Here is a 12,143-nt window from a genome sequence, read left to right on the forward strand (position 1 = left end):
TTTGCAGTTTTAAAAGCATTTATACTCTAAACTCGTTGAAAATACTTTAGGTGTAGTCTATCGTTACTTATGACCAAGTTCATGAGGGGATGGCATTTGCTAATCTCTTAATTCAGATAGGAATTTTACTGTTACTCGGACTTAGTCTCTATCTTAAGAAGAAAAAAAAGTTCGTTTGGCACGGTAACGTGATGCTTGTTGCTGTTTTAATAAATGGGTTGATGCTGATTTCTCATATGGGGCCATCGCTTGTTTACCTTCTGCGAGTGGAGGTGCCTGTTTTGGATTTAGTGGCAATAGTGGGTTTGTTTCATGGAATAGTTGGTGCAGTAGCGGAGTTTCTTGGGATATGGTTGGTTGCCACTTGGGCTTTTATTCAATCCGAAACTAACTACTGCCTAAAAAGAACAAAATTAATGCGGCTGATACTTGCGACTTGGATGGTTGCTTTGGCTTTGGGTTTTGTGTATTATTTGCTGCATATTGTTTTTGGGTAGCTTTTTGCAGTTTGGTTTAGTTTGAAGTCTTTCTATGCTTTAGCTTCATATCTAAAATGACCTGTAATGCCATACTTGCGACAATTACTCCTGCTCCTATCCATACAAGGTATATCATTGGGCTGGTTTGCACTGTTACCGATACAGCTCTTGGCAATGTATTGTTGTCGTTTAATGTTTGCGTGAGGGATTCATAAAGTGCTTCTGTATACTCAAAATGCAAATAGACATCTCCCGAAGGGGTGCTTAAAATTGTGGGTCTTAATACTAAACCATAGTTAGGATAGAAATTGGCTAAAAGACTGCTTTGGTATGTTTCTCCCAGATACTGAATTGTAATGTCGCTGCGTATTGTCGAATATTCTGGCACGCTAGCAGCTATTTGTTCATTATAAACTTTGGATTCACTAATGCTTACTGTGAAATTGGAAATTTCAATTTTTACACCTAACTCTTCTGCTGGTTTGTTTGGTGCCAAATCATTTAGCGTTTGTGTGTTCTTTGCGCCTGCACTGACAAAAACACCGATGAGCAGCACAATTATTCCCAAGTAAACAAGACTATGCCCAAATTGTCTGCTTGATTTCTTAATGGACACTTTGATGAGCTTGTAGACGACTGCTAAAAAAGCCACGCAAAGCAAGGGTAAACTTAGCGTTGCAAGGGGATTTATGTCTGGAAACTGGAGTAAAACCATCAAACCGCCCACGCCCAAACTTACAAGGGCTATTAGTAAAAGTCGAATAAAGGGCGTTTTTTTATCAAAACAGCAGCCAATTATCGATGCAACTAAAACCATCACAAACGGAAATGTCCAACTATTGTATGCGAAATCCTGAAAAGCTAAACCTACAAAGCAAACCAGCGCAATAGCCATAATAGCCCAAAAACCAAGGAAACCAGATTTTGACGCCGCTTCTTTTCCTGTTTCCAGTTTGAATAACGATTGTTTTTTAGATTTTTTCAGGTGGAAAAAGTATGAAATCATGGCAAAGGAAAAAATCATCATGATGGGTGCCACAGGGGATATGGCGTAAGAATGGACTGATTGGGTAAATCCGCCCCTTGTAAGCGCACTTAGGAAAACAAGACTTGTAAAAATTAAGAGAATCATGAATTCTTTGGTGTAGCTTGCTTTTTTGAATAGGGAACGAAAGAGGAAATATGCGGTAAGAAATAGCCATGGCAGCAAAGATGCTGTCTCCACCGGATCCCATGCCCAGTATCCTCCCCAACCCAGTACTTCGTATGCCCAAACTCCGCCTAAGGCAATTCCAACCGTTAGAAGGATCCATGCCATGTACGTTGAAAATTTGAAGAGGTTGCTGTTTTCTAGTTCTCTGCTGTTTTTCATGCTTGCTAACGTTAACGTGTATGCCAGTAGCACAAAGGCGTACGCTGCAAACACTATTGGGGGGTGGATAGCCATCCAAAACGTTTGCAGTTGCGGATTAAGTCCTCTTCCCTCTAACGGGACGGTTGCAAACTGTTCAAAGGGATTCCTGACTAAACATATTATTAAGAAAACGATTACAATCAAACTGAAGATCTGACTTGTTGTTATGTTGAATTTTTCTTTTTTTCTGTACGCTTGAAACCTAAGCGCCATGTAGAACAAACCAAGGATAAGCGTTAAGAAAAGCATTGAACCTCTAGCACCGCCCCAACTCGCGTAGATCTTAGACATAACGGGCAAACTTGAAGAACTGTACGAATAAACTTCTACAAAAGAGAAATTGTTTCCAACAAACGCTTCTAAAAATAAGACATACGAAACAGCAATTAAAGCAAAGGTAACAACAGAGGCAAGTAACCCATAGCTTTCAAGTTTTCCATTTCTCTTTGATAGCGCTGAAACCAAAAAGTCAGAGACTAACAGCACAGCAGCAACAACTAGAAAAACAGTTCCAAACTCCAATAGGTTCACGCTTCAGAATATTCCCTTTGATTTTACTATTTAAGACTAATGTAAGCCTACCCCTTGGACTAAATTAGCTTTGAAGCATCAAAGAAACATGCTCAGGAAAAAGCAAAAATGCGTCTGCAACTGAAAAAGTCTGCGACTTCAACGGTGAAAGCCTTCAGAAAAACGCGGATAAAACCGTAAAAACCATGTGGGGATCAACTGTGGCGGGCGGGGAGGGATTTGAACCCTCGACCCCCAACTTAGGAGGCTGGTGCTCTATCCGTGCTGAGCTACTCGCCCTGTGTGTTAGCCTTTTGTAAGTGTGGATTAGCCTTTTAAAACTCTTCTAGTGTGGAGGGCTTTTTGGGTGTTGGGGGTTTTGGGTTTGTTAGGTGTTGTGTAAAGTGTGTGCGGTGGGTTATCTGTTCGTATGTACTGCTGCTTTGACGGGTGGGTTTGTTGAAGAAAAAGAAGGTGGGTTTGGGTTTATGTTGGTGTTTTGTGGCGTTTTTTGATGGCTGTGGTGAGTAGTAGTGCTGCTAAGCAGGCGGCTAATGCTCCCGCTATGCCTAGGCTGTATTCGGGTACAACCAGTAAGCTGTCGGGTGTGGTTTTTATTAGCCAGTAATCGTAGCTGCCTTCGCCGTATGATTGTGTGTGTCCTGCTAGTGCGTATGCGCCATCGCTGGTTTCAATTATGCAGTATGCTCTGTCATGGTATCTTCCGCCGTATGATTGGTTCCATTGAGGATTGCCTGCAGCGTCAACTTTTACTACCCAAAAATCAGTTCGTCCTGCACTAAACGATTCAGTGCTGCCTGCTAGTGCGTATCCGCCGTCGCTGGTAGAAATAATACACACCGCTTCATCAACCTTGGCTCCACCATACGTTTGGTTCCACTGCATTTCTCCTGCTGCATTTATCTTTACAAGCCAAAAATCGTCATTGCTTCTCCCTGCTAATGCGTATCCTTTGTCGTTTGTTTGGGTAGCGCAGTATCCTAAATCGATGTTTGCCGTGCCGTATGTTTGGTTCCACTGCATGTTTCCTGCAATGTCTGTCTTTACCGCCCAGACATCAATTGATCCTTCTCCATATGATTCGGTGCTGCCAACAAGCATGTAGCCGTTATCACTAGTCTGAATAATGCCGTATGCATTATCCGCGTTTGCCCCGCCATAAGTTTGATTCCATAACTCATGACCAACTGCATCTGTTTTTATAAACCAGTAATCGTAGCTGTCCGCGCCATACGAAAGCGTACTGCCCGCCAGTGCGTACCCGCCATCCATTGTTTGAATTACGCCACGCACTTCATCCCAGTTTCCCCCATCGTATGTTTGGTTCCATTGCATGACTCCGTTAGCGTCTGTTTTCACAAGCCATGCATCTACACCTGCTATGCCTGCTAATGCATATCCTCCATCGCTGGTCTGAATAATGCAGTATGCAAAATCCTGGTATTGCATATTGTATGTTTGGTTCCATTGCATGACTCCGTTAGCGTCTGTTTTCACAAGCCAAAAATCTGTGCCGTGTCCACCTTTCTTCATGGAGCCTGCTAGTGCGTATCCGCCGTCGCTGGTTTGAATGGCGCAATAGCAATCGTCTTGGTCTGTTCCGCCATACGTTTGGCTCCAATTAGTTGCTGGGGCTTCGGCTGCAACTGCATACCCAATTCCTGTAGCTAAAAACACTCCAGAAAGCATCAGTCCAACTAGAACTGCCGCCCTAAATTGTTTATCAATAGATGCGAAATCCTTGGATTTACCTATTAAACCCTGTCTCTTCACGCCTTTTCTCCTCTCAAACTTAATGACTTAACTATCACAAACCTAATAAAACTTACACCCTCCGCAAAACTTGCTTTCAAAACCCCTGCCAAAGATGCTATGCAAAACTTAATTTTCCCGTGCATCTCGCACCAAGCTACGGCTGAACACAAACAACGCCACAGCCTGCTAAAGAATTTCCTTCTCAAAAAAGCTTCTTTGCTTTTTGATTTTGCTGGTTAAGGCAAAAGATGACTTGGTTGAATGTTTGTGACGATGGTTATGCTGTTTGTTCGTAGTCGGAGATTTCTTTTATTGTTTGGGTTTTTAGTCCGCTGTTTTGTAGGCTGTTTTTTATTCTGTGGGTGTATGATTTGTGGGCTCCCCAAGAGATTTCCCAGGTGCCTGCTGCTCCTGCGCAGGATATGATTTCTATGTGGGTTTCGTTTGGGTTGATTTCTTTGAGGATTATCAAGACGGCGGCGTTGCTGTTTGACCTGATAAAGTATGTTTCTCCCAAAACAACCGCTGTGCGACCTGTTGGAGTGGTGTTGACTTGTTTGTTGTGGATGTTCCCAAAGTACTTGCTTAAAACTCGAAACCCTGCTCAAATGAACCTGACACTTTACAAAGCATATAATGCGCTGCCATTTGTTTTCTCACTGAGAATACTCTACATAGTTTGTCAAAGAAAAACAAGGTGGTGTGTAGCTGGTTTTTTTGTTTGGGTTGGTTGGTTTTGTCTTTTTGCGTAAAGTTTAAAACTGTACTCGTTGACGTAAGTCGCTGGTGTTACTCTGGATGAATCGTAATGTGGCTTTAGCGGTTTTGGCTTTGTTTGTTTTGTGTTCTTCCGCGTTTTTCTCGTGCACGGTTGCGGCTGAACCTTCTGTGGGTGTTGCGCGCGGTGACTTTTTCACTTACGACTTCTCCGCATATTTTAACACTAACAACTCCGAGATTCCCGTGCCTGGTCCTTTAGTGCGTGATAACCAAACCCAATGGCTCAGGTACACCGTGACCTCCGTAGACAACTTCACAGTAACATACGCCATAACCCAGCATTTGGATAACGGCACCGAATTCACAACAACAAACCAGCAGGCTGATCTAGCAACAGGCGAAGGCGGATTCCCCTTCCTTGTAACCGACCTAAACGCCAACGACTTTCTCTACCCAGACAGTACCTACTCGCCCATAGTTAATGAAACCCTAACCCGCAGTTATTCGCAAGGCACCCGAGAAATCAACCACGCCGCCTGGAACGAAACCGACTACGTCGACCTGTACTTTGACAAGGCAACTGGAGTACCCGTTGAATTCCACGTAACCTTTATTGTCAGCGCCGAAAGCCAAGCCCAATACTCCTACATACTAACCGACTCCAGCCTATGGACAATCCCCGAACTCACCCCCCTAACCGTGGCACTCATAGCCGCAGCAACCCTAACAACAGCCCTCTTCTACAAAAAACACCAAACCAAAAACCAAACCCGCCCCACCTGAGCCGCAAAAAACCCTGCGCCTCTACGCCCAACCTCCACTGAATCAAATTTCTGCACTTCCCCTATTTTCACTTCATTTTTAACGGCAAAAACCTTAAACAACACCGCACCATCCAACTATGGATAGTCGGTGCCGGGGTACCCGAGCCAGGTCTAAATAGGCGGCCAAAACGCCCCCTAGGACAAGGGGGAGGACTTAAGATCCTCTGGTTCAGGCCTTCGTGGGTTCAAGTCCCACCCCCGGCACCAGAACTTTTTGGGGTTGTTTTGTTTGGTGGTGTGTTTTTGTGGGTGCTGGTTTTCGTCTGTTTGTTAAACTGTGGTTTAGTTTTATTTGCGTAATGTTTATATTTGTTGTTGGATAATCCATCCACTGTCGACCCGTTAAAGAAACCGCCTTCAAGCCCCCAAGCAAGCGGTTTGTGGTTGACTTGCATGCCGTCCAGAGTAGATATAGCCGTGTGTCGTAGCGCCTAGCTGTTGGGGTTAAGGTCTGTCCGGTGCCAAGGCCTCAACAGCTTTGGCGTTTGACCAGTTTATGGCGCGTTTTTTGTTTGGTGTGGTTTCTTGGGGTTTGTTGATGTTTGGTTGAACGTGTTTTTTGGGGACTGTTTTTATACGAGGTTTGTTATGGTTTGCGAAGGGAAGCACGCTAAGTGACAATCATTGTTGATGATGCTGGTAGCGGTGACTTGCTTTTTGGGATAGTTATCGGCGCTTACCGCAACGAAACCCAAGAATTTAGCTACGATGTCATAGACGTAAAATTCTTTCAGCCTGACTTGTTTCGTAAAAAAGAGTACCTCTCTGAAACTTCCCGCATAGTTTTTAACCTGCTAGATAAGCTAAAGCCCGCTGAGGGTGAAGAGATTCATCTTTGTCAGGGCTACATTTTTGATGAAGCTGTTGAGGCGCTGCGCAAAATCTACGGCGAAGACCGCGTTAAACGCGTCAAAGTCGTGGGCGAACCCCAACGTGTTATTGAGGTTTCTTATCTTGATGAACTGCGCAACTTGGGTTACGAACCCTTAGCCGAACGTGAAGAGAAACGTGCAAAAAACTTTTTCCACATGCTACGCTGGCTAAAAGCAAATCCCCACATGATAAAATACGCCAAAACTGGTTGGCCCCGCTTAGCGCGGTACAGCATGTTTAAGCCTTATCATCCAAACAGCAACATCAAACCCCGCAAGGAACCCCAGTATAAGGTTGTTTGCTCTGATTGTGGAGTTGACTGCTCAGTGCATTTCAAGCCATCTGAGGATAGACCTGTGTACTGCAAGAAATGCTGGGCGAAACGTAAAAACTCCAAAAACGGCGGCGCATAACCCTTTTTTGCGGGTTTAGTCTTCGCGCCATTTGAAGAGTTTTACTGCTGCTATGAGGATTACAACCGTTATTACAGCGACAACTGCCAGGTCGATGATGGCGCCGTCGTAGTTGCCGTAGACCATGACGTTGTTTAAGCCTTCAACGATGTAGTAGAGCGGTAGTACATGGGCGATGTTTTGTAGGTACTCGGGCATCATGCTGATGGGGAAGAACGTGCCTGACAAAAACATCATGGGGAAAGTGACGATGTTTCCTATGATGCCTGCGGTTTCGGGGTTTTTGGTGACTGTTCCAACGAGCATGCCTAGTGATGCGAAAAGCATGGGTCCAAAGATTAGGAACGGTATGAGCCAAACAGTTAAGGTGACGTGTGCGCCAAATAGGAAGATGCCTACGCTTACCATCAGCAGAAAACTCACTATGGTCAAGACTATGTACCAGAGGATTTTGGAGATTAGCCACTCCATCTTGGTTAGGGGCGTTAAGCTTAGCTGTTTGAAGAGCTTGGTTTTCTTGTACTCCGAGGATATGTTCACTAACGAGAACATGGGGCTAACCAGTATGGAAAAGCCGATGAGTCCCGGGATTAGGAAGTCGACGTATTCGGTTTGCTCTGTGCTGACCGTGGTGGATTGTACGCCGATTATTGCTGAGCCGTTGAAGCGTTGCAGGTTAAACAGGTTCGCAACTCCGCTAACGGTTCCACTGACAATGCCGCTTGTGCTCGCCGCAGGGTTCCCATAAACCACCACATCCACAGGTTCACCTGCCAAATACGCCTGCGAGAAGCCTTCAGGGATTATAACGCCGTCAGCTGCGGAGTTATCTGTAAGGTACTGCGTGAAATTCTTCTCTAACCCTACGAGTTCTATGCGAATTGGCCACGACTCACTTGCTTGTGTGCCGTCGGGCAAGGTGCCGTTGAGTGCATTTACAAACTGCGTAGCAATATCCATCTGTGGAGCAGCAAATGGTCCTGTATCTTGGTTTTGTGCGTAGACCACTGTGGAACCTGATGAGTCGCCTGAAAAGATGGCGCCAAAAATCAAGATAAGAATCACGGGGAAAACTAGTCCAAAGAATAGTCCAAATTTGTTTCGCAGGTATCCTCGGCTGAAAACTTTGAAATCTGATACAATTCTTCTTGCGCTAACCATTCCTTTTCATGCTCCTACTGCTGTTTTGCTCCCTTGATTATGATTTCGCCGTGTTCGTCTACCCTGCCGCTTACCAGTTTGATGAAGACATCGTCTAGGCTGTCGCGGCGGGTTTGGATTTCTCCCCACTCCAGTTTTGACTGCTCGGCGGCTGCCAGCGCGGCTAAGGCATCGATTCTTTTCTTTAGGGGTATGCTAATTATGCCTTCGCAGTAATCCAGAGTGAGTTCTGTGTTGTTTTTGATGTAGCTGGCTAGTTTTTGGTTGCCCCGTATTTCTAGGCGTTCTCCTGAGCCGTGTTGCTGGATGATTTCGTCTACGGTTCCCATGGCGGCGATGCGTCCGTGGTTCATGATGGCAACCCTGTCTGAGAGCTGCTCTGCCTCATCGAGATAGTGCGTAGTTAAGATGATGGTTTTGCCTTTTTCCTGCAAACCCTTAATGACTTCCCATATTGCTCTTCGCGCGTTCGGGTCAAGCCCCGTTGTAGGCTCATCCAAGAACAGCAAATCAGGAGAATTAACCAACGCAAGAGCCAACCCCGTCTTTTGCTTCTGCCCCCCAGAGAGGTTCTCAAACAAAACATCCGTGGATTCTTCAAGCAAAACATCTTTTAAAATCTGGTCAGGGTCAACTTTTACCCCAAACAAATCCGCATAATACAGTATGGCTTCTCTTGGGTTTATTTTCTCAAAAAACGTGAACTCTTGAGGTATAACCCCGATTTTCTTGTGCACCGCATAGCCCTGTTTCCATGGGTCTAACCCAAAAATCTTCACTTCCCCACCGTCGCGTTTGCGCAGTCCCTCCATGATTTCTATGGTAGTGGTTTTGCCCGCGCCGTTAGGACCTAAAAGTCCGAAAACTTCGCCTTCGTTAACCGTGAAGGATATTTCGTCGACTGCTTTTATGTCGCCGTATTGCTTTTTTAGGGAGGTGACTTCGATGGGGTTCATTTGATTGACTTCCTGATAAATTCGTCTTTTGGCAGCTGCTATAATTTGCTTTTGCCCACTGAGAATAGATGAAGGGGTGTATAAAACCTTGCTATCCAGTGATATGGACTACTATATAGCGCGTTATGCCCTTTTTGAAGAAAACCCGCCTCGCCTTAAAGGTGTTTCAAAAAAAAGACACCGCAAAATTGAAAAACTTCCTTTGCCAATAACACAAACCAACACCAAGATAATCGGGATACAACATGAAACTAAACAAAACCGACGAACAAGTCGTAGAAGCCTTAAAACCAGTTGGCACCGAACTCACCCTCGCGGAAATCACAGAGAAATCCGAACAACCCGGCAAAAAAGTCTTCAAATCCCTGCGCAAACTCTTCGAACACGAAATAATCGACTCCAAAGCCCGCAAATACCGACTCATAATTGCACCCGAGGACATCAAAGCCAAACTCGCCAAAAAAACCAAAGAAGAAAAAACCCCCTAAACCCACCCTTTTAACAACCAACCCCCTTTTAAAAATCAAAAATGGAGCCCCGAGCGGGCCTTGATCCCGCGGCCTGCTGCTTACAAGGCAGCCGCTCTACCGAGCTGAGCTATCGAGGCACACCAACAAACCATCAAATTACACCAACACATAAAACAAGAACCAAATAAAAGTTACTGCTGCTCTTTTCTCAGTATTGCCAACACGAACCTGTTTGCCATCTATTTGTCTGCTATTTTTTAATTGTATGCAGAAAAGGGGGGAGGGGGGTCGGTTTTTGTTTGGTGTGCTGTTTTTTGTTTGAGCAAAACCCTAATCTGTGTCGGTTGTCATATTGGCTGTTCCTGAATTGGTGTTTGCTGCTTTAGATTGGCAGTGATTTCGCCTCAGGAGTTAGCCAAAGTGGCCTGATGACTCGGTGTGAGCCGTGTTTTTTGGGGTTGGTGGGCACCAGAATTCGTGACAAGTGCCAACACAACACTTATATTCACCAAGGCTGCTTCTAAGACAATTCAGCAATCTGCTAAACGCGATCGAAAATGCAGCCCTCCTTCTGTGATGGATGAGGGCGAAGGGCATCAGTGGGCATCTCGCTGTCATACACGCTCACAATGACGCCACGCATAGGCCAACAAAAAGCGACACAACATAATGTAAGGTTTCATCAAACGCGAAACAGATATACCACGACCATGATATGCCACGCTGTCTGGAGAATGGCTCGGCTTGAGAGCCGAAGAAGGGCGCGGCAAGCCGCGATACCGCCTCGGGTAGGCGCATGCAGCCTTCGAACCGAGGATACCTGAATGGGACTTCCTAGCAATGCTCCCTTACGGAGCGGGAACCCCCCGAACGGAAGCATCTTAGTAGGGGGAGGAAAAGAAACCAAAAGGGATTCCCTTAGTAGCAGCGAGCGAACTGGGAATAGTCCAAACTGAATCCCTGCTGAAAAGCACGGGAGATGTGGTGTTAAGGGCCCAGTTTCTCTTCGTTGGTCAAGCTGAAGTGACCTGAAATGGTCCGCCAGAGAGGGTGATAGCCCCCTAAGCATAAGCCAAAAAGAGATTATCTGGGATCCCAGACTACCGTACCATGGCTTTGGTGCGGAAAATTGGGAGCCACCAACTTCCAAGACTAAATACATCTCAAGACCGATAGCGCACTAGTACGGTGACGGAAAACTGAAAAGTACCCCGAGATGGGGGTGAAAAGTGCCTGAAACCAGACAGTTACAGACGTGTGCGGCCCAAAAGGAGCGATTCCTCTTAAAGGAAACCGTCGTGAGGCGGCTGTACAAGAGAGGAGGACCAGGGTCGCACGTTCCGTCTAGAAACACGGGCCGGGGAGTTTACAGCTGTGGCAAGCCTAAGGGTTAAAAGCCCGTAAGCATAGGGAAACCAATATGCACGCAGCTCGCAAGAGTCAGGTGCAGGGTCTGAAAGGGCCTGAAGTCACAGTTGTACATACTAGAAACCAGACGATCTATCCCTTGGCAGAGTGAAGTTAGGCGAAAGCCTAATGGAGGCTCGTAGGGGTTCTGACGTGCAATTCGTTCCTCAGACCTGGGGATAGGGGCTAAAGACCAATCTAGTCTGGTGATAGCTAGTTCCTTCCGAAGTAGATCTTAGTCTAGTCGTGAGCGAGGTAGCTAGTGGGGTAGAGCACTGATTGGAAAACAAGGGTCCGAAAGGGTCCACTTTTCTTTCAAACTTCGAATCCACTCGCGTCATAGACCTCACGAAACGGGTTAATGGGGGTAAGCTCCATGACCGAGAGGGGGACAACCCAGACTGAGGTTAAGGTCCCCAAGTGCTGGCCAAATGTCAAACCAAAGGGCGTCGTCAGCCTCAGACAGCGGGGAGGTAGGCTCAGAAGCAGCCATCCTTCAAAGAAAGCGTAACAGCTCACCCGCCGAGGCTCACGGCCCCGAAAATGGACGGGGCTAAGCCAGCCACCGATACCTCAGAACGCAGCATATGCTGCGCTGGTAGGAAGGCGTCCTAGTTGGGCAGAAGCTGGGCTGTGAGGTCCAGTGGACCGATTAGGATTGCGGATCCCGGTGGTAGTAACAGCAAAGAGAAGTGAGAATCTTCTCCGCCGAAGGGGCCAGGGTTCCCCGGCAACGATCGTCAGCCGGGGGTAAGTCGGTCCTAAGACATGGCTTAACCGACCATGCCGAAAAAGGGAATCCGGTTAAGATTCCGGAACCACAAAGGTACACGCGGCAACGCAAGCTTATTGCCGGACGTTTCGGGATAGGCTGAGCAGGGCTGTCGCCTTGTTTAACCGTATAACTCTGGGGAGTGCCGTAATGGCGAGAACCAGACGAAATCGGGAATAACTGCTCGTTTTAGAGCGGTTCAGTTGATTTCTGGAGCCACTGAAAAGGGCAATAAGAAGGATCCTTTGTGACCGTACCTAGAACCGACACAGGTGTCCCTAGGCTAGCAACCTAAGGCGTATCGGGTATACAGTAATGCGAGGGAACTCGGCAAATTAGCCCCGTACCTTTGGTATAAGGGGTGCCTG

General features: G+C 46.4%; 9 protein-coding genes, 3 tRNA genes and 1 rRNA gene. 6 read left to right on the plus strand and 7 right to left on the minus strand.

Features of this window, described 5'->3' with window-relative positions; translation table 11 throughout:
* The first annotated feature begins 89 nt into the window (after nucleotides 1-89).
* On the plus strand, nucleotides 90-497 hold the full coding sequence (locus tag NWF04_10730) for a hypothetical protein (protein ID MCW4007045.1): 408 nt from the start codon (nucleotides 90-92) through the stop codon (nucleotides 495-497).
* Nucleotides 498-513: 16 nt separating this feature from the next.
* Here the strand turns inward: NWF04_10730 and ccsA are convergent, their stop codons facing one another.
* From ccsA to NWF04_10750, 4 genes are all read right to left on the minus strand, one after another.
* On the minus strand, nucleotides 514-2,415 hold the full coding sequence (ccsA, locus tag NWF04_10735; protein ID MCW4007046.1) for a cytochrome c biogenesis protein CcsA: 1,902 nt from the start codon (nucleotides 2,413-2,415) through the stop codon (nucleotides 514-516).
* 210 nt (nucleotides 2,416-2,625) lie between these two features.
* A tRNA-Arg gene (locus NWF04_10740) sits at nucleotides 2,626-2,703 on the minus strand.
* A 186-nt stretch (nucleotides 2,704-2,889) separates the two neighbouring features.
* Nucleotides 2,890-4,197, minus strand: coding sequence for a hypothetical protein (locus tag NWF04_10745; GenBank protein ID MCW4007047.1), 1,308 nt, complete (start codon nucleotides 4,195-4,197; stop codon nucleotides 2,890-2,892).
* Nucleotides 4,198-4,456: 259 nt separating this feature from the next.
* On the minus strand, nucleotides 4,457-4,696 hold the full coding sequence (locus NWF04_10750) for a hypothetical protein (GenBank protein ID MCW4007048.1): 240 nt from the start codon (nucleotides 4,694-4,696) through the stop codon (nucleotides 4,457-4,459).
* 281 nt (nucleotides 4,697-4,977) lie between these two features.
* On the opposite strand from NWF04_10750, the gene NWF04_10755 reads away from it, so the two are divergent.
* The 3 genes from NWF04_10755 to NWF04_10765 all read left to right on the plus strand — a co-directional run bounded on the left by NWF04_10755 (nucleotide 4,978) and on the right by NWF04_10765 (nucleotide 7,009).
* A complete protein-coding gene (locus NWF04_10755) occupies nucleotides 4,978-5,682 on the plus strand; it encodes a hypothetical protein (protein MCW4007049.1) in 705 nt (234 codons plus the stop codon).
* Between the two features lie 131 nt (nucleotides 5,683-5,813).
* Nucleotides 5,814-5,930, plus strand: a tRNA-Leu gene (locus tag NWF04_10760).
* Between the two features lie 407 nt (nucleotides 5,931-6,337).
* Nucleotides 6,338-7,009: a hypothetical protein gene (locus NWF04_10765; GenBank protein MCW4007050.1), complete on the plus strand. Its 672-nt coding sequence runs from the start codon at nucleotides 6,338-6,340 to the stop codon at nucleotides 7,007-7,009.
* A gap of 15 nt (nucleotides 7,010-7,024) precedes the next feature.
* On the opposite strand, the gene NWF04_10770 is transcribed toward NWF04_10765, so the two are convergent.
* The gene (locus tag NWF04_10770; protein ID MCW4007051.1) at nucleotides 7,025-8,170 is read right to left on the minus strand and encodes an ABC transporter permease; all 1,146 of its coding nucleotides are present in this window, start codon (nucleotides 8,168-8,170) and stop codon (nucleotides 7,025-7,027) included.
* 14 nt (nucleotides 8,171-8,184) lie between these two features.
* Entirely contained in the window at nucleotides 8,185-9,126 is a 942-nt protein-coding gene (locus NWF04_10775) for an ABC transporter ATP-binding protein (protein ID MCW4007052.1), read from the minus strand.
* Between the two features lie 245 nt (nucleotides 9,127-9,371).
* Here NWF04_10775 and NWF04_10780 point away from each other — a divergent pair, with 245 nt between their 5' ends.
* On the plus strand, nucleotides 9,372-9,614 hold the full coding sequence (locus tag NWF04_10780; GenBank protein MCW4007053.1) for a hypothetical protein: 243 nt from the start codon (nucleotides 9,372-9,374) through the stop codon (nucleotides 9,612-9,614).
* 42 nt (nucleotides 9,615-9,656) lie between these two features.
* Here NWF04_10780 and NWF04_10785 read toward each other — a convergent pair.
* Nucleotides 9,657-9,733: transfer RNA gene (locus NWF04_10785), tRNA-Thr, on the minus strand.
* Between the two features lie 569 nt (nucleotides 9,734-10,302).
* On the opposite strand from NWF04_10785, the gene NWF04_10790 reads away from it, so the two are divergent.
* Nucleotides 10,303-12,143 (plus strand): 23S ribosomal RNA (locus NWF04_10790); the annotation flags it as partial.

The organism is Candidatus Bathyarchaeota archaeon (assembly GCA_026014465.1).
Lineage (GTDB): Archaea > Thermoproteota > Bathyarchaeia > Bathyarchaeales > Bathycorpusculaceae > JADGNF01.